This window comes from Micromonospora sp. URMC 105 (assembly GCF_051386295.1).
In the GTDB taxonomy this organism is placed as follows: Bacteria; Actinomycetota; Actinomycetes; order Mycobacteriales; family Micromonosporaceae; genus Micromonospora.
In genome coordinates this window covers 1-17420 of record NZ_JBPQTL010000064.1, presented here as the reverse complement: position 1 = coordinate 17420, position 17420 = coordinate 1, and the positions used below count along the sequence as shown (strand labels likewise).

The following is a 17420-nucleotide window of genomic DNA, read 5'->3' as shown; positions in this document are numbered from 1 at the left end:
CGTGACGGTGGCCGAGCCGTTCCGGGCCGGCGACGGCGCACCCGCTAGCCTCGACACGTGGCGACCGCGCTGGTGATCGAGAACGACCCGACCGACGACCTCCGCCGGCTGGGGGAGTGGCTGACCGAGGGGGGTCTCGACCTGCGGGTGCTCCGCCCGCACGCCGGCGACGAACTCCCCGCCGACCTGGAGGGGTACGCCGCGCTGGTGGTGCTCGGCGGCGAGCAGCAGGCGTACCCGCTGCCCGACGGCAGTCCCGGCGCGCCCTGGTTCCCCGCGCTGGAGGGGCTGCTGCGCAAGGCGGTCCGGTACCGGGTGCCGACCCTCGGCGTCTGCCTCGGCGGGCAGCTGCTCGCCACCGCGCACGCCGGCCTGGTGGAGCGGAGCCCGTCCGGGCCGGAGATCGGCCCCGGCGTGGTCGGCAAGCGGGACGCCGCCGACGCCGACCCGCTGTTCCGGTACGTGCCACTGATCCCGGACGTGCTGCAGTGGCACACCGACGAGATCACCGAGCTGCCCCGGGGCGCCACCCTGCTGGCGGCCTCGACCCGCTATCCGCATCAGGCGTTCCGCCTCGGCGACCGGGCCTGGGGGTTGCAGTTCCACATCGAGTGCGACACCGCGATGATCGCCGACTGGGCCCGGGACTCCGACGTGCTGGCCGAGCTCGGCTACGACCCGGAGCTGGTGGTCGCCGCCTGCGACCGGGTGATGGCCGACGTGGAGGAGGTCTGGCAGCCGTTCGCCGTCCGCTTCGCGGCGCTGGCCCTCGGCGAGCTGGACGACGACGCCCCCCGGCGCAGCCTGCCGCTGCTCGGGCAGTGAGATGACCAGACCGGCCAGGGGACGGCTCGCCCGGTACGGCTTCGGCGCCGCGCAGTCCGACGGCGGCGCCCGCGCGGCCGACCTGCTCGGCCCGGACGGCCTCGGACTGTGGCGCGTCGAGGAGCAGGAGCCCGTCGACGAGCGGGGCGCCGAGCTGCTGGCCGCGCTCTCCCGGGCCGCCGACCCGGACCTGGCCCTGCGCCAGCTGCACCGCCTGGTCGAGGCGGAGCGCCGGAGCGTCGACCCGCCCGCCCTGCTGGACGCGGTGCACGCCGATCCGGGGCTGTGCCGCCGGCTGGTCGCCGTGCTCGGCGCCTCGTCGGCGCTCGGCGACCACCTGGTCGCCAACCCGGAGCAGTGGACGGTGCTGTCCACCGCGCCGGACGGGCTCGCGCCCACCGCCGACGGCCGGCTGGACCTCGCCGCCGCCGGGCGGCTGACCGCCGCCACCGCGCCGGTGGCGGTGCTGCGGCAGGCGTACCGGTTGGCGCTGCTGCGGATCGCGGCGGCCGACCTGACCGGCGGGCGCGGCCTGGAGCAGACCATGGCCGCGCTCTCCGCGCTGGCCGACGCGACCCTGGCGGCGGCGTACGAGATCGCCGTCGACGAGCTGCCCGCGGGCACGCCCCGGCCCCGGCTCGCGGTGGTCGCGATGGGCAAGTGCGGCGGTGACGAGCTGAACTACGTCTCCGACGTCGACGTGATCTTCGTGGCCGCCGACGACGCGGACCTGACCGTCGCCACCACGGTCGCCGCCCGGCTGATCGGCGTCTGCGGGCTGGTCGCCTGGCCGGTGGACGCCGCGCTGCGCCCGGAGGGCAACCGAGGGCCGCTGGTGCGCACCCTCGCCAGCCACCTGGCCTACTACCAGCGCTGGGCCCGGACGTGGGAGTTCCAGGCCCTGCTCAAGGCCCGGCCGGCCGCCGGCGACCTGGCCCTGGCCCGGGAGTGGATCGAGGCGCTCGCCCCGCTGGTCTGGACCGCCGCCGAGCGGCCGGAGGCGGTCTCCGACGTGCGGGCCATGCGCCGCAGGATCATCGACAACATCCCGCCGAAGGAGCTGGAACGCGAGATCAAGCGCGGGCCGGGCGGGCTGCGCGACATCGAGTTCGCCGTCCAGCTGCTGCAACTGGTGCACGGCCGGGGCGACGAGTCGCTGCGGGTGCCCGGCACCATCCCGGCGCTGCGCGCGCTCGTCACGGGCGGCTACGTCGGCCGCGCCGACGGCGAGGCGCTGCTGCGCGGGTACCGCTTCCTGCGCGCCGTCGAGCACCGGCTCCAGCTCCAGGGCCTGCGCCGGACCCACACCGTGCCGACCGATCCGGCCGCGCTGCGCTGGCTCGCCGCCGCGCTGGGCTACACCGCCACGCCGGGCCGCAGCGCCGTGGAGAGCTTCCGCGCCGAGTGGGTCGCCCACGCCACCGAGGTACGCCGGCTGCACGCCAAGCTGCTCTACCGGCCGCTGCTGGAGTCGGTGGCCCGGGTACCCGCCGACGGGCTGCGGCTCACCCCGGAGGCGGCCCGGCACCGGCTGGAGATCCTCGGCTTCGCCGACCCCGCCGGGGCGCTGCGCCACCTCCAGGCCCTCACCGGCGGGGTCAGCCGTACGGCCGCCATCCAGCGCACCCTGCTGCCGGTGCTGCTCAGCGAGTTCGCCGACGCCCCCGAGCCGGACCGGGGCCTGCTCAACTACCGGCAGGTCTCCGACAAGCTCGGCAGCACCCCGTGGTACCTGCGGCTGCTGCGCGACGAAGGCCCGGTGGCCCGCCGGCTGGCCCGGGTGCTCTCCTCCTCCCGGTACGCCGCCGACCTGCTGGCCCGGGAGCCCGAGGCACTGCGCCTGCTGGCCGAGGAGAGCGAGCTGGCCGCGCGTACCCGGGAAGTGCTCTGCGACGGCTTCGCCGCCGCCGCGGCCCGCTACCCCGACCCGGAGCAGGCGATCCGGGCGGTCCGCGCGCTGCGCCGGCGGGAGCTGGTCCGGATCGCCTGCGCCGACCTGCTCAGCCGGGCCGGCGGGCTCGCCCCGCGCCCGGATCGAGGTGCGCAGCCCGTGTCCCTGGCCGACGTCACCGGGGTCGGCACCGCGCTGGCCGACGTCGCCGACGCCACGCTCGCCGCCGCGCTGCGTACCGCGCGGGCCGCCAAGCCGGGGCCGCCCGGGCTGCGGTTCGCCGTGATCGGGATGGGCCGGCTCGGCGGGTACGAGCCGAACTACCTCTCCGACGCCGACGTGCTCTTCGTCTACGACCAGCCCGCCGGGTCCGACGAGCGGGCCGCCGGCGCCGCCGCGCACGGCATCGCCGAGGAGATGCGCCGGCTGCTCGGCATGCCCGCCCCCGACCCGCCGCTCGGCGTCGACGCCGACCTGCGCCCCGAGGGCCGGCAGGGACCGCTGGTCCGCAGCCTCGCCGCGTACGCGCAGTACTACGCCCGCTGGTCGAAGGTGTGGGAGGCGCAGGCGCTGCTGCGGGCCCGGTTCGTCTGCGGCGACACCGACCTGGGCGCGGAGTTCGAGGCGCTGGTCGAGCCGGTCCGCTGGCCGGTGGACGGGCTGAGCCGCGAGCAGATCGTGGAGATCCGCCGGATCAAGGCCCGGGTGGAGAACGAGCGGCTGCCCCGGGGCGCCGACCCGGCCACCCACACCAAGCTCGGGCGGGGTGGCCTGGCCGACGTCGAGTGGGCGGTGCAGCTGCTCCAGCTCCGGCACGCCGGGGCGTACCCGCAGCTGCGCGGCACCCGTACCCTCGACGCGCTGGCGGCGGCCCGCGACGCCGGCCTGGTCGACCCGGCGGACGCCGCCGAGATGGCCGCCGGCTGGACGCTCGCCGCGCAGGTCCGCAACGCGCTCATGCTGGTCCGGGGCCGCGCCGGTGACCAGCTGCCCCGGCACGGCGTGGAGCTGGCCGGGGTCGTCCGGCTGCTGGGCCGGGACGACCCCGGCGAGTTCCTCGACGAGTACCTGCGCACCGCCCGCCGCTCCCGGTCGGCGATGGAACGGGTGCTGGAGGGCTGAGCCGCGGTCAGCGGCGGCGCACCAGCACCAGGTGGTCGACCAGGGTGGCCGGCTGCCCGTCCGGGTCGGTGACCGCGCGCCGGGGCGCGTCCAGCCGCTCGGTGTGCCACCCGTCCGGGTCCAGGTCCAGCTCGGCCAGCGTCTCCTCCGGCGTGGGGAAGTGCACGTCCGGGTGGGCCAGCCGGGACCACGGCGGGACCTCGCCGTGCTCGACGATCAGCAGCCGGCCCCCGGGTGCCACCGCCCGCGCCGCCGCCCGGAGCACCTCCGCCCGGGGGAACTCCAGCGGCGACTGGAGGAACTGCGCGGAGACCAGGTCGTACTCGCCCTCAGGGAAGGTCCGGGTGAGATCGTGCCGCTGGAAGTCGATCCGCTCCGCCACGCCGGCCCGCGCCGCCTCGGCCGCCGCCCGGTCGAGAGCGGTGGCGGAGACGTCCACCGCCGTCACCCGCCAGCCGCGACCGGCCAGCCAGACGGCGTCGCCTCCCTCGCCGCAGCCCAGGTCCAGCGCGGTACCGGCCGGCAGTGACCCGACGACGTCGACCAGGTGCGGGTTGGCCCGCCCGCTCCAGATCCGCTCCCGCCGCTGGTACAGCTCGTCCCAGTGCCGCGCCGTCTCGGCGTCCACGGCGTCGGCGTCGGGCGCGGCGTGGTCGTGCGAGCCGGTTCCGGCGTGGTCGTGTGCGCCGGACGCCGCGTGACGGTGCGCACCGGTGTGCGCGCCCGCGCGGGCACGCAGGGCGACCGCCTGGGCGGTCTCCTCGGCGATCAGGTCGGCGTTGAGGGCCGCGCCGGCCTTCATCCCCGCCGCCGCGGCGGCGATCACGGTGGCCTGCGGGTCGGTCACGTTGCCGGCCACCCAGACACCCGGCACCGCGGTCGCCCCGGACGCGTCGGCGGCGACGTGGTCGCCGAGAACGTGCTCACCGACGGTGAACTGGCTGGTGGTCAGCCCGAGACCGGCCAGCAGCTCGGCCCGCGCGGTGAACGCCGGCCCCACCACCAGCGCCTGCCGGGCGACCAGCTCGCCGGAGCGCAGCCGTACGCCGGTGAGCCGGTCGTCGGTCACCTCCAGCGCCGTCACCTCGCCCGCCACCACCCGTACGCCCCGGGCGGCGAGCTGCTCCGCCTGCTCGGCGGGCAGCGGCGCGCCGGTGTGCGTGAACACCACCACGTCGTCGGTGAGCTGGCGGAACAGCAGCGCCTGGTGGGTGGCCATCGGCCCGGTGGCGAGCACGCCGACGGCCTGGTCCCGCACCTCCCAGCCGTGGCAGTACGGGCAGTGCAGCACGTCCCGGCCCCACCGCTGCGCCAGCCCGGGGATCGCGGGCAGCTCGTCGACCAGCCCGGTGGTGACCAGCAGCCGCCGCGACCGCACCCGCCGCCCGTCGGCCAGCTCCACGTCGAACCGCGCCCCGCCCGGGCCCTCGATCCGCTGCGCGCCGGTGACCGTGCCGTCGACGATCTCGACGCCGTACCCGGCGACCTCGGCCCGGCCCGTCTTGTACAGCTCGGCGGGGGCGACACCCTCGCTGGTCAGGTAGTTGTGCACGCCGTCGGCGGGGGCGTTGCGCGGTGCCCCGCCGTCGACCACCAGCACCGACCGGCGGGACCGGCCCAGGGTGAGCGCGCCGCTGAGCCCCGCCGCGCCGCCGCCGACCACCACCACGTCGTAGATCCGCTGCTCGCGCATCGTCCTGCCCCCTCCCGGCGGGTCCGTCCCGCCACCGCTCCGGATCGTCCACGCCGTTCGCCGAGCCGACAAGTATCGTTGCCGACATGGCAAACGACCCGACGGTGGACGCGGCCGAGGACGAGGTGCTGACGGCGGTCGGGCCCCGCCTGCGGGCGCTGCGCCAGCAGCGCGCCGTGACGCTGGCCCAGCTCTCCGCCGCCACCGGCATCTCGGTGAGCACCCTGTCCCGGCTGGAGTCCGGCGGCCGCCGCCCCACGCTGGAGCTGCTGCTCCCGCTGGCGCGCTTCCACCAGGTGCCGCTGGACGACCTGGTCGGCGCGCCGGAGACCGGAGACCCCCGGGTGAACCTCCGGTCGGTGGTCCGCAACGGGGTCACCATCGTGCCGCTGACCCGCCGTCCCGGCGGGGTGCAGGCCTACAAGATGATCTACCCGCCCGGCGGGCGGCCGGGGGAGCCCGAGCAGCAGGTCCACGAGGGGTACGAGTGGCTCTACGTGCTCTCCGGGCGGTGCCGGCTGCTGCTCGGCCGGCACGAGCTGACCCTGGAGGCGGGGGAGGTCGCCGAGTTCGACACCCGTACGCCGCACTGGTTCGGCAACCCGTACGACCGCCCGCTGGAGATCCTCAGCCTCTTCGGGCCGCAGGGGGAGCGGCTGCACGTCCGCGCCCGCCCCTCCCCGGTCCGCTCCGAATCACGGTAGCCCCGGCCGCGGCTGGGCCGCGGGCCGGTCACCCGCCCAGGGTGTACGTGCCGGCGCGCGGCACGACGACCGTGGTCCAGTCCCCGTCGGCGACGACGGTCGCGCCGCCGGAGGCGGTCAGCCAGCGGGTGTGCCGCACCCGGACCGGAACCGGGCCGGCAGCCGACGTGCGGAACGTCAGCGAGGCGGCGTCCTGGCGGACCAGCTCGCCGGGGGCGCCCACGAGCGGCGCCGGGTCGGCCACCTCGTACAGCCGCCACCGCTCGTCGGACCAGACCTGGGTCAGGTACGGCAGCCCGGCGGTGACCAGTTCGGCCTCGCGCCGGCCCACCCAGGAGAGCGGGGCGTCGGGGACGGCCACGTACTGCACCGCGTTCTCCGCCAGCCAGGCCCGGTAGCTGTCGGCGGTCAGCGGCACGCCGGTACCGGCGGCCCCGGGCACGGTGGTGAAGAAGAGCGGGTTGCGGTCGATGTCGGCCTGCCGCAGCCAGCCCCGGGCCAGCGGCACCTCCCCGAGCCGCGCGGCCTCCCAGTAGTTCCGGGTCGGCGGCACCTCCACCCGGCCGGTGAGCCCCCGCCGGGCCAGCTCGGCCCGCAGCGGGGCGAAGAACGACCGGGCGGCGGTCGGGTCGTCCACGCTGCGCAGGTCGGCGGCGACCACCGGCGGCTGCCAGGCGCAGACCGCCACCAGCAGCGCGGCGAGCGCCACCCCGCCCGCCGTCCGGGCCCGCCGGAACGCGGCGGTCAGCCGGCGGGGTGGCCGGGCGGCGGCGGCCAGCACCGGCAGCGCGAACATCACCACCAGCCGGGTGGCGTTCAACCCGACCGGGGTGTGCACCAGCGCCGCCGCCAGCACCCCCGCCGCCGACAGCAGCGCCCCCACCCGCACCGGCCGGTACGCCACCAGCGCCGCCACCACCAGGCTGGTCAGCACCGCCCGCAGCGTGTCGGTGCGGCTGATGTTCATCCAGCCGCCCTCGCCGAAGAGCAGCCCGGTCACCCCCAGCGGCAGCGCGGCGGCGACGCCGAGCAGCAGGCCGTCGGCGTACCGGCGGGTGAGCAGCAGTGCCGCGCCGGCCAGGCCGACGAAGAGCCCGGCGACCGGGCTGGTCGCCGAGGCCAGCAGCGCGCCGGCCGCGACCAGGGCCGGGCGTACCCAGCGGCGGGCGGGCGGGGCGTGCGCCGGCAGGGTCAGCGCGAGCAGCGCGGCCAGCCCGAACGCCACGCCGAGGGCGTAGGTGACCCGGCCGGAGACGAGGTTGCCGGTGATGGTGAGCACCCCGACCAGGCTGCCGAGCAGGGGACGGGGCACCGGCGTGCGCACCAGCAGCGCGGCGAACGCGGTGGCCGCCGCGACCAGGGCGAGGACACCGGTGACGCGGACCCCGAAAGCGGCCATCAGCGGCGGGGAGACCAGGCTGTAGCCGAGCGGGTGGATGCCGGCGTACCAGCGCAGGTCGACCAGGGCGGTGCCGTGCGCGGCGAAGAAGTCGGCCCGCGCCACCTGGGCGGACAGGTCCGAACCCGTCGGCGGCAGGGCCAGCCACACCCCGCCCGCCACGGCGGCGCAGACGGCGGCCAGCGCCACCACCCTGCTGCCCCGCATGCCCACCTCCGATCCGCGACCACGGTACTGGCAGCATGTCCGGCGTGCCTCACCACCTCGCTCGCTGGATCGGACTGGCCGGCTCGGCGCTGCTCGCCGTCGCCGCGTACCTCGGTGGCGCGCTGCCCGACGGGGACCTGCGCCCCACGCCGGTCAGCATCTGGCAGGGGCGTCACGGCCCGCTGATCATCGGCCTCTGGCTGGTCGGCACCGGCCTCATGGCGTGGGCCTGGTGGTCGCTGCGCGACCGGGTGCCGTCCGCCCGCTGGGCGCTGGTCACCGCCGGGCTCTGGCTGGTCCCGCTGCTGGTCGCGCCGCCGCTGGGTAGCCGGGACGTCTACGCGTACGCCTGCCAGGGCGCCAGCTACGCGGCCGGAATCAGCCCGTACGAGCAGGGCGTCTCCGCGCTGCCCTGCCCGTGGTTGCACACCATCTCGTACATCTGGCGGGACACCCCCGCGCCGTACGGGCCGCTGTTCGTGATGATCTCCGGCGCGATCGTGAAGGTCACCGGCTCGCTCACCGCCGCCGCCGTGCTGTTCCGGCTGCTGGCGCTGGCCGGGCTGGCGCTGACCGCCTGGTGCCTGCCGGCGCTGGCCCGCCGCTGCGGGGTCCCGGTGCCGCGGGCGCTCTGGCTGGCGCTGGCGTCCCCCCTGGTCGGCGTGCACCTGGTCTCCGGCGCGCACAACGACGCGCTGATGGTCGGCCTGATGATCGCCGGGCTGGCGGTGGTGGCCTCCCGGCCCGGCCGGCACTGGGCGCTGCTGGCCGGGGGAGTGCTGCTCGGGCTCGCCGCCGCCGTGAAGATCACCGCGTTGGTGGTGGTGCCGTTCGCCGCGCTGGCCGCGATGTCCGGGCCGTACCGGATCCGGACGCTGATCCGCGACGGCGGCCCGGTGGTCGGCGGGGCGCTCGCCGCGGCGGCCGCGGCGACCTTCGCGGCGGGCCTGGGCTTCGGCTGGATCAGCGGGCTGGAGCAGGGCAGCCTGGTGATCGCCTGGACCTCGCCGTCCACCGCCGTCGGGCAGACGGTCGGGTACGTGGCGGCGCTCTTCGGCGCGCACATCGACGCGCTGCCGGTGACCAGGGCGATCGGCGTGCTGGTCCTCCTCGTGCTGCTGGTGTGGCTGTGGTGGCGGGCCCGCACCCGGGACCCGCTCTGGCACGCCGGGCTGGCACTGGCCGCCACGGTGGCCCTGTCCCCGCTCTTCCACCCCTGGTACTGGATGTGGCCGCTGACCGTGCTGGCCGCCACCGCGCGGCGCACCGGCTGGTTCTCGCTGATCGCGCTGGTGTCGTCGTTCCTGGTGCTGGCCGACGGCACCGGCCTGGCCCGGTACACCAAGATGCCCGGTGCGCCGCTGATGACGCTGTTGGTGATCGTGGTGGCCGTCCGGTTGGTACGGTCGGCTCGGGCGGCCCGCCGGCCGGCCCCCGCGGACTGAGGAGAGGTTTGCCGGTGACCGAGCCCGGGCCGCCGTCCGCCGTCCGCGCCCGGCTCGCCCGGTACGCCGGCCTGGCCGGTGCGGTGCTGCTCACCGTCGCCGGATGGCTGGGCGGGGCGCTGCCCGACATCCCGCCCGCCGACCCCTGGCGCGCCGCGTACGGGCCGTGGGCGCTGGGCTGCTGGCTGCTCGGCACGGCGCTGCTGGTCGGGGCCTGGTGGTCCCTGCGCCAGGGCGCGCCGTCGACCCGGTGGGCGTACCTCACCGCCGGGCTGTGGCTGCTGCCGCTGCTGGCCGCGCCGCCGCTGGGCAGCCGGGACGTCTACTCGTACGCCTGCCAGGGCTGGTCGTACGCCGCCGGTCACGACCCGTACGAAATGGGGGTGGCGGCGGCCGGCTGTCCCTGGGTGGACTCGGTGGCCCCGATCTGGCGGGACACCCCCGCCCCGTACGGCCCGTTCTTCGTGCTGCTTGCCGCGCTGGCCGCGACTCTCGGCGGCGGCCTGGCCGGCACCGTGGTGCTGCTGCGGCTGGTCGCGCTGGCCGGGGTGCTGCTGGCCGCGCTCTGCCTGCCCGGGCTGGCCCGCGCCGCCGGGGTGCCGACCGCCCGGGCGGCCTGGCTGGCGCTGGCCTGCCCGCTGGTCGGGGTGCACCTGGTGGCCGGCGCGCACAACGACGCGGTGCTGCTCGGGCTGCTCCTGCTCGCCCTGCTGGTGCTGGTCCGGCTGCCCGGCAAGCCGAAGGCGCTGCTGGTCGCCGGGGTGCTGCTCGGGCTGGCGGTGACGGTGAAGGCCACCGCCGTGGTGGTGCTGCCGTTCGCGGCCCTCGCGGCGGTGCTCGGCCGCTACACCCCGCGCGCGCTGCTGCGGGACACCGGCTGGCTGGCCGGCGGGGTGCTGGCCGCGCTGGCCGCCACCTCGGCGCTGTCCGGCCTCGGCCTCGGCTGGCTCGCCGGCCTGGCCCGCAGCGGCGACACCGAGCAGTGGACATCCCCGCCCACCGCCGTCGGGGTCGTCGTGGACTACGTGGGGGAGTGGGCCGGGCGGGAGCCGGGGGCGGTGCCGGTCGCCCGGGCGGTGGCGCTGGTGCTGCTCGCAGCGCTGCTGGTGCTGCTCTGGTGGCGGTCCTGGACGGCGCTGCGCGCCCTCAACGACGTCCGGCAGCGGGTGCACCGGCTGGCCGCGGCCCGCCCCCGGGTGACCCTCTCCGCCGCCGGGGTCGCGCTGGCCGCCACGGTCGTCCTGGCCCCGGTCTTCCACCCCTGGTACGCGACCTGGCCGCTGCTGGTGCTCGCCGTCTCGGCGGCCCGGACCACCTGGTTCGTGCTGCCCAGCGCGGTGGCCTGTTTCCTGGCCCTGCCGGGCGGCACGTCGGTGGCCCGCTACACCAAGGCCCCGGGAGCGATCGCGATGACACTGCTGGTGGTGGCGCTCGCGACCTGGGCCTGGCGCCGCCACCACCGCCCCGCCCCGCCTCCCGCGGCCCGGCGTTGATCCACCCCGTTTGCGGTGTGTCGGGCTGTCCGCGCCGGCGGACAACCCGACACGCCGCAAACGGGAGGCCGGGTCCAGGCGGGGGCCGTCCCCCTGACGACGAACGGGCCGGCTCCGCGATCGCGGAGCCGGCCCGGCCGGTGTCGGACGACTGGGTCAGCAGTCGAAGTACATGGCGAACTCGTGCGGGGTCGGGCGCAGGCGCACCGGGTCGACCTCGTTGGCCCGCTTCCAGTTCACCCAGGTCGAGATGAGGTCCGGGGTGAAGACGCCGCCGTCGAGCAGGTAGTCGTGGTCGGCCTCGAGGGCGTCGAGCACGGCGGGCAGCGAGCCCGGCACCTGCTTGACGTCGCCCCACTCCTCCGGCGGCAGGTCGTACAGGTCCTTGTCGATCGGCGCCGGCGGCTCGATCTTGTTCTTGATGCCGTCCAGGCCGGCCATCATCATCGCCGAGAAGGCGAGGTACGGGTTGCTGGACGGGTCCGGGACCCGGAACTCGACGCGCTTGGCCTTCGGGTTGCTGCCGGTGACCGGGATGCGGGTGCAGGCGGAGCGGTTGCGCTGGGAGTAGACCAGGTTGACCGGCGCCTCGAAGCCCGGCACCAGCCGGCGGTACGAGTTGACCGTGGGGTTGGTGAAGGCCAGCAGCGACGGCGCGTGGTGCAGCAGGCCACCGATGTACCAGCGGGCCATGTCCGACAGGCCGGCGTAGCCGGTCTCGTCGTAGAACAGCGGCTCGCCGTTGAGCCAGAGGCTCTGGTGGGTGTGCATGCCGGAGCCGTTGTCGCCGAAGAGCGGCTTCGGCATGAAGGTGGCGGTCTTGCCGGCGGCCCAGGCCTCGTTCTTGATCAGGTACTTGAAGAGCTGGAGCTGGTCGGCCGACTGCAGCAGCGTGGAGAACTTGTAGTTGATCTCCGACTGGCCGGCGGTGCCCACCTCGTGGTGCGAGCGCTCGACGGTGAAGCCGGCGTCGATGAGGCGGCGGACCATGCTGTCGCGCAGGTCGGCGTAGTGGTCCACCGGGGGCACTGGGAAGTAGCCGCCCTTGTAGGCGGTCTTGTAGCCGCGGTTGCCGCCCTGCTCCTCACGGCCGGTGTTCCACGCGCCCTCGATCGAGTCGATGTAGTAGTACGACTGGTGGGCGGAGGTCTCGTGGCGGATCGAGTCGAAGATGTAGAACTCCGCCTCGGCGCCGAAGTACGCCGTGTCGGCGATGCCGCTCGCCGCGAGGTACGCCTCGGCCTTCTTCGCCACGTTGCGCGGGTCCCGGGAGTACGCCTCGCGGGTGAACGGGTCGTGGATGAAGAAGTTCAGCGCGAGGGTCTTCTGCGTGCGGAACGGGTCGATGAAGGCGGTGGCGACGTCCGGGAGCAGGAGCATGTCCGACTCGTGGATCGCCTGGAAGCCGCGGATCGACGAGCCGTCGAACGCGAGGCCGTCGGTGAGGAGGTCGTCGTCGACGGACTCGACCGGCAGGTTGAAGTGCTGCATCACGCCGGGCAGGTCACAGAAACGTACGTCGACGAACTTCACGTCCTCGTTCTTGAGGTATCGCAGGAGTTCCTCGGGATTGGCAAACACACGTCCTCCTGGCACGTCCACTCCGCTGGCTGGGCACTGGCGACGCTATGACCGCGCGGTTGCCCGGCCGTGTCTCGTCTGTTTCCGCCGTGTTACGTCGCTCGCGCAGCGTCATCCGCGCCGCTCAGCCCCCAGTAGGTCACGTTCGGACCTTACCCGCTGGACGGATGCGTGGCTGATTGATGCGGTTGGCCCGTTTCGACGATGCGTGCCGATCCCGGAGCCACCGGGCGCCCCGCTACCCTTGACCGCTGTGACCAGCCCCGCCGCCGTACCGGTGCCGCCCGCCGCGGACGCCGCCTTCACGCCCCCGAGCCTCGGCCGCCGCTTCGGCGCGCTGGTGATCGACTGGGTGCTCTGCCTGCTGGCGTCCAACATCTTCGCCGACCCGGTCCGCGACGGCTGGGCGCCGGTCGTCGTGCTGATCCTGGAGTACGGCTTCTTCCTCGGGCTGTTCGGGCAGACCCCGGGCATGTTCATCACCCGGGTCCGCTGCCTCGACTGGACCGACGGCGGCCGGATCGGGCTGCTCCGTGCCCTGCTGCGCGGCCTGCTGCTCGCCCTGGTGGTCCCGGCCCTGCTCATGGACCAGCACCGGCGCGGCCTGCACGACCGCCTCGCCGGCTCCGTCATCGCCGACGCATCCCGCCCCTGACCTTCCGCCCGCCTTCTTCAGGGCGGGAAAGACGCAGGAGCCGGGCCCGCAGGGGGCCCGGCTCCTGATGCGTACGGCGGAGGTCAGCGGCCCCGCGACTGGCGGAACGCGCCGCGCGGCGGCCGCATGTTCTTCGGGATCGCGCCCTTCGGCATCTGCGGGCGCGCGGTGAGCGCCTTGAGCCGCTTGTCCAGTGCGTTGACGTCCTTGCCCTGGAGGTTGCGCGGCAGCCGCATCAGGGTCATCCGCAGCTTGCGGATCGGCAGCTCGCCCTCGCCCTGGCCGATCACGTAGTCGTAGAGCGGCGCCGAGCCGATCACCTTGGCCAGCCGGCGCTTCTCCTGGCCGAGCAGGCCCCGCACCCGCTGCGGGTTCCCCTCGGCCAGCAGGATCACGCCGGGGCGGCCGATCACCAGGTGGACCATGTCCATCTGGGTCGTGGAGCTGACCGCCGGGGTGACCCGCCAGTCGCCGCGCATGCTCTCCATGATCTGTGCCGCCGCGCCGGGCTGCCCCTCGGCGGCGTTCATCATCGCCTTGTTGGACCGCAGGTTGAGCACGATCAGCACGGCGAGCAGGGTGATCAGGATGCCCACCGGCAGCCAGAGCCAGCCCCAGAGGATCACCGCGACCGCGGTCAGCGCGAGCGGGATCAGCACCGCCGCGGCGGTCAGCGGCGCGAACCACCTGTCCTGCTTGGCGGTGAACCGGAACACCATCCCGATCTGCTTCAGCCGCTGGCCGAACGAGACCTTCTCCTGGGGCTTTGCCATACCCGAGAGTCTAGTGGTCGCCGTCGGCCCGGATGATCCGCGCCCGACTGAGTACCTTACGTCGCCTCAGCGGCCGTTTCCGGCCCGGGTAAGGAGGGCGCAGGGCCGAAGATCAGGCGCTGTCCCCATGCCCCGGCGGCACCTTCGCGCGGAAAGTCGACGTCAGCGCACGACGACCCACCGAAGGAGCCCGACATGTTCGGCAACGACGCAGACTTCCTCCTCGCCATCCACCGCAGCCTCGCCGCCGAGCTGCAGGCCGACGCCGAGGCGGCCCGGCTCGCCCGGTCCCTGCCGCGCCCGCACGGCCGCAGCTGGCTCGGCCGCCGCACCCGCCCGGGCCGCACCGACGCCGCCCGCCGGTGACGGCCGTGGCCACCGCCGTAGTGGCGGTGGGCAGCGGTCCGGCCGCTGCGGGGGCGGGCGACCCGACCGTCGCCCGGCGGACGACGAGCGGTCCTGCCGGGGCGGCGGCACCGGACCGCCCGGTCGGTGGGGCCGGTGCCGGCGGCGCGCGTGGCATGCTCGGTGCCGTGACCGTACGCGCCGCCAGCACCGTCCTCGTCGGCCGCCAGGGCGAGGTCGGCTCGCTGCGTACCGCCCTGGACCGGGCCCGGGCCGGGGAGCCCACCACCGTCCTGGTCGGCGGCGAGGCCGGCGTCGGCAAGACCCGGCTGCTGGAGGAGTTCGGCGCGCTGGCCGGCGCCACCGGCGCCCGGCTGCTGGTCGGCCAGTGCCTGGAACTGGGCGAGGCCGGCCTGCCCTTCGCGCCGTTCGCCGCCGCGCTGCGCGAGGTGCTGCGCCGCGACGGTCCCGGCGTCTTCGACGGGTACGAGCCGGAGTTCGCCCGCCTGCTGCCCGAGCTGGCCCGGGGACCGGTCGCCGCCGCGCCGGTCGGGCCGGCCCTCTCCGACGCCCCCCGGGGCTACCTGTTCGACCTGGTCGGGGAGCTGTTCCACCGGCTCGCCGCCGACCAGCCGCTGGTGCTCGTCATCGAGGACCTGCACTGGGCCGACCGGTCGACCCGCGACCTGATCGGCTTCCTGGTCCGGGCCGCCCGCACCGCCCGGGTGCTGCTGGTCTGCACGTATCGCACCGACGAGCTGCACCGGGGCCACCCGCTGCGGCCGTTCCTGGCCGAGCTGGACCGGGCCCGCAGCGTCGAGCGGATCGAGCTGGGCCGCCTCGACCGGGACGGCACCGCCGCGATCCTCGCCGACATCCTCGGCGCCGAGCCGGCCGCGCGGGCCGTCGACGACGTCCACGAACGCACCCAGGGCAACCCGTTCTTCATCGAGGAACTGGCCGCGGCCGGCGGGCCGATCGGCTGCGCCACCCTGCCGGAGACCCTGCGCGACCTGCTGCTGGCCCGGGTCGACCGGCTCCCCGACGCCGCGCAGCGGGTGCTGCGCATCGCCGCCGCCGGCGGCACCCGCTTCGCCCACCAGCTCCTCGCCGAGGTCGCCGGCCTGCCCGAAGCCGAGCTGGAGGACGCGCTGCGCGCGGCCGTCGCCGCGCAGCTGGTCGTCGCCGACCCGGACGGCGACTACGAGTTCCGGCACGCCCTGGTCCGCGAGGCCGTCCACGACGAGCTGCTGCCCGGCGAGCACGCCCGGCTGCACGCCCGCTACGCCGCCGCCATCGAGGCGCAGCCGCATCTGGTCGCCGCCGGCCGCGCCCCGGCCGAGCTCGCCCACCACTGGTACGCCGCCCACGACCACCCGCGGGCCCTGGTCTCCGCCCGCGCCGCGGCGTGCGCCGCCGCCGACCGGTACGCGTACGCGGAGCAGAGCCGGCTGCTGGAGCGGGTGCTGGAGCTGTGGGAGCTGGTGCCCGACGCCGCCGACCGGCTCGGCATGGACCACCTGGCGGTGCTGGAGGAGACCCTGGACGCCGCCACCACGGCCGGCGACTACAGCCGGGCGGCCACCCTCACCCGGGCCGCGCTGTCCGAGGTGGATGCAGATGCCGCGCCGCTGCGCGCCGCCCGGCTGCTGGGCCGGCGGGGACGGCTGCTCGCCCTGCTCGGCAAGAGCGACGGCAGCACCGAGCTGCGCGAGGCGTACCGGCTGGCGGGCCGGGTGCCGGACGGACCGGAGCGGGTGCGGCTGCTCGCCGACATCGCCGCGCACCTGAAGAAGATCGACCCGCAGTTGGCCGCCGAGGTCGCCGCCGAGGCGCGCACGGTCGCCGAGGCGGTCGGCGAGGACCTCGCCCTGCTGCCCACCCGGATCGCCATGCTCTGCCGCACCGACCAGGCCCCGGACCTCGGGCTGGCCGAGCTGCGCCGGGCCGAGGCGCTGGCCCGCGCCGCCGGCAACGCGCCCGCGCTGGTCAGCGCGCTGGTCCACCTCTCCGACGTGCTGTTCGAGCTGGGCCACTACGCCGAGTCCGCCGAGGCGGCCGCCGCCGGGGTGGCCGAGGCGCGCCGGGTCGGCATCAGCCGCTCCACCGGGGCGTACCTGCTGTCCAACCAGGCCGAGGCGCTGCTCGCCCTGGGCCGCTGGGACGAGGCCGACGCGGCGTGCGCCGACGCCGCCCGGATCGACCCGGCCGGCGTCTCCGGCCTGCACTGGCTCCAGCTGCGCGCCGGGCTGCGGCTGGCCCGGGCCCACCCGGCCGCCGACGAGCTGGTCGGCCGCGCGTTGGGTTTCCTCGCCCGGCCGTACCTGTGGCCGAACCACCGGCTGCCCCTGCACGAGCTGCGGATCGAGGCGGCGCTGGCCGCCGACGACAAAATCGAGGCGCTCCGCGCGGCCCGCGCCGCGCTGGCCGACGACCGCCTGCCGCACCTGCCCCGGGAGGGGTGGCCGGTGCTCAGCGCCGTCGCCCGCACCGCCGCCCGGGTCGACGACCGGGAGTTGTCCGCCGCGGTCGCCGCGCTCGCCGCCGAGCTGCCCGCCCGGCAGCCCGCCGAGCGGGCGTACGCGGCCCAGGTCGCCGCGCTGCTGTCGGCCGGCGGGCGGGCGCTGCCGGCCTGGCGTACGGCGGTCGCGGCGTGGCGGGCCGACGGCCAGCCGTACCCGCTGGGCCGGGCGCTGCTGGCGCTGGCCGAGGCGGCCGCCGCGGCGGGCGAGCGGGACGAGGTGGCCGAGGCGGTGGCGGAGGCCGCCGAGATCGCGCAGCGGTTGGGTGCGGCGCCGTTGGCCGAGCAGGCCGCCACCCTGGCCCGCCGGGTCGGCCTGCGCGGGGCGACCCGGGGCCGTCCCGGCGCGGACCTGCTCACCGCCCGGGAGCGGGAGGTGCTGCGGCTGGTCACCGAGGGGCACAGCAACAGCCGGATCGCCGAGCGGTTGTTCATCTCGCCGAAGACCGCCAGCGTGCACGTCTCGCGGATCATCGCCAAGCTGGACGTCACCAACCGGGTCGAAGCGGCTGCCCTCGCCCACCGCCTCAACCTCCTCACCCCACCCTGACCCCCCACCCCATCAGGGGCGCACTTTCAGAGAAGGCGTGGCTATGTCCGGCCACGAGGCCACGCTTTCTCCGAAAGTGCACGGCTGTCCTTGGCCGCGAGGCGACGTCTTGGGGAGAGCGTGGTGGTCTGGGGGAGTGAGTTGGGCGCGGCCGGCGGCGACCAGATGCGGCTGCGCCTCGATGGCGGCGGCGTAGCGGGCGTGCAGCCGGGCGTG

General features: G+C 76.0%; 12 protein-coding genes and 1 pseudogene. 8 read left to right on the top strand and 5 right to left on the bottom strand.

Going from position 1 to position 17420, the window contains the following annotated elements:
• Nucleotides 1-57 precede the first annotated feature (57 nt).
• Both ACSNN7_RS19825 and ACSNN7_RS19820 read left to right on the top strand, forming a co-directional pair.
• Nucleotides 58-825: a type 1 glutamine amidotransferase gene (locus ACSNN7_RS19825; RefSeq protein ID WP_436682341.1), complete on the top strand. Its 768-nt coding sequence runs from the start codon at nucleotides 58-60 to the stop codon at nucleotides 823-825.
• Nucleotide 826: 1 nt separating this feature from the next.
• Nucleotides 827-3838 (top strand): bifunctional [glutamine synthetase] adenylyltransferase/[glutamine synthetase]-adenylyl-L-tyrosine phosphorylase, encoded by a 3012-nt coding sequence (locus ACSNN7_RS19820; RefSeq protein ID WP_436682340.1) that lies wholly within the window; start codon nucleotides 827-829, stop codon nucleotides 3836-3838.
• Between the two features lie 7 nt (nucleotides 3839-3845).
• On the opposite strand, the gene ACSNN7_RS19815 is transcribed toward ACSNN7_RS19820, so the two are convergent.
• Nucleotides 3846-4466, bottom strand: coding sequence for a class I SAM-dependent methyltransferase (locus ACSNN7_RS19815; RefSeq protein WP_436682369.1), 621 nt, complete (start codon nucleotides 4464-4466; stop codon nucleotides 3846-3848).
• 111 nt (nucleotides 4467-4577) lie between these two features.
• Nucleotides 4578-5531: pseudogene (locus tag ACSNN7_RS19810) on the bottom strand (NAD(P)/FAD-dependent oxidoreductase); the annotation flags it as partial.
• Between the two features lie 104 nt (nucleotides 5532-5635).
• On the opposite strand from ACSNN7_RS19810, the gene ACSNN7_RS19805 reads away from it, so the two are divergent.
• Nucleotides 5636-6235 carry a helix-turn-helix domain-containing protein gene (locus ACSNN7_RS19805; RefSeq protein WP_436682367.1) on the top strand — a complete coding sequence of 200 codons (600 nt, stop codon included), beginning with the start codon at nucleotides 5636-5638 and terminating at the stop codon, nucleotides 6233-6235.
• Between the two features lie 28 nt (nucleotides 6236-6263).
• Here ACSNN7_RS19805 and ACSNN7_RS19800 read toward each other — a convergent pair whose 3' ends face one another.
• Nucleotides 6264-7841, bottom strand: a complete 1578-nt coding sequence (locus ACSNN7_RS19800; RefSeq protein ID WP_436682339.1) for a hypothetical protein — start codon at nucleotides 7839-7841, stop codon at nucleotides 6264-6266.
• A gap of 35 nt (nucleotides 7842-7876) precedes the next feature.
• Between ACSNN7_RS19800 and mptB (ACSNN7_RS19795) the strand changes: the two genes are divergently transcribed.
• Both mptB (ACSNN7_RS19795) and mptB (ACSNN7_RS19790) read left to right on the top strand, forming a co-directional pair.
• Nucleotides 7877-9286 carry a polyprenol phosphomannose-dependent alpha 1,6 mannosyltransferase MptB gene (mptB, locus tag ACSNN7_RS19795; RefSeq protein ID WP_436682338.1) on the top strand — a complete coding sequence of 470 codons (1410 nt, stop codon included), beginning with the start codon at nucleotides 7877-7879 and terminating at the stop codon, nucleotides 9284-9286.
• Between the two features lie 14 nt (nucleotides 9287-9300).
• Nucleotides 9301-10779 (top strand): polyprenol phosphomannose-dependent alpha 1,6 mannosyltransferase MptB, encoded by a 1479-nt coding sequence (gene mptB / locus ACSNN7_RS19790; RefSeq protein ID WP_436682337.1) that lies wholly within the window; start codon nucleotides 9301-9303, stop codon nucleotides 10777-10779.
• A 156-nt stretch (nucleotides 10780-10935) separates the two neighbouring features.
• Here the strand turns inward: mptB (ACSNN7_RS19790) and glnA are convergent, their stop codons facing one another.
• On the bottom strand, nucleotides 10936-12360 hold the full coding sequence (glnA, locus tag ACSNN7_RS19785; RefSeq protein ID WP_436682335.1) for a type I glutamate--ammonia ligase: 1425 nt from the start codon (nucleotides 12358-12360) through the stop codon (nucleotides 10936-10938).
• Nucleotides 12361-12613: 253 nt separating this feature from the next.
• Here glnA and ACSNN7_RS19780 point away from each other — a divergent pair, with 253 nt between their 5' ends.
• Complete coding sequence (locus ACSNN7_RS19780) at nucleotides 12614-13015, top strand: RDD family protein (protein WP_436682334.1); 402 nt, start codon at nucleotides 12614-12616, stop codon at nucleotides 13013-13015.
• 83 nt (nucleotides 13016-13098) lie between these two features.
• Here ACSNN7_RS19780 and ACSNN7_RS19775 read toward each other — a convergent pair whose 3' ends face one another.
• Nucleotides 13099-13788, bottom strand: coding sequence for a DUF4191 domain-containing protein (locus ACSNN7_RS19775; protein ID WP_436682332.1), 690 nt, complete (start codon nucleotides 13786-13788; stop codon nucleotides 13099-13101).
• Nucleotides 13789-13983: 195 nt separating this feature from the next.
• Here ACSNN7_RS19775 and ACSNN7_RS19770 point away from each other — a divergent pair, with 195 nt between their 5' ends.
• Both ACSNN7_RS19770 and ACSNN7_RS19765 read left to right on the top strand, forming a co-directional pair.
• Nucleotides 13984-14154 (top strand): hypothetical protein, encoded by a 171-nt coding sequence (locus tag ACSNN7_RS19770; RefSeq protein WP_436682331.1) that lies wholly within the window; start codon nucleotides 13984-13986, stop codon nucleotides 14152-14154.
• A 167-nt stretch (nucleotides 14155-14321) separates the two neighbouring features.
• A complete protein-coding gene (locus tag ACSNN7_RS19765) occupies nucleotides 14322-17204 on the top strand; it encodes a helix-turn-helix transcriptional regulator (RefSeq protein WP_436682329.1) in 2883 nt (960 codons plus the stop codon).
• Nucleotides 17205-17420: the final 216 nt, after the last annotated feature.

Bases quoted from the DNA above. Each gene is read 5' to 3' on its own strand.
- ACSNN7_RS19820 (WP_436682340.1), top strand. From the start codon at position 827: ATGACCAGACCGGCCAGGGGACGGCTCGCCCGGTACGGCTTCGGCGCC.
- ACSNN7_RS19800 (WP_436682339.1), bottom strand. From the start codon at position 7,841: ATGCGGGGCAGCAGGGTGGTGGCGCTGGCCGCCGTCTGCGCCGCCGTG.
- mptB (WP_436682338.1), top strand. From the start codon at position 7,877: ATGTCCGGCGTGCCTCACCACCTCGCTCGCTGGATCGGACTGGCCGGC.
- ACSNN7_RS19775 (WP_436682332.1), bottom strand. From the start codon at position 13,788: ATGGCAAAGCCCCAGGAGAAGGTCTCGTTCGGCCAGCGGCTGAAGCAG.
- ACSNN7_RS19770 (WP_436682331.1), top strand. From the start codon at position 13,984: ATGTTCGGCAACGACGCAGACTTCCTCCTCGCCATCCACCGCAGCCTC.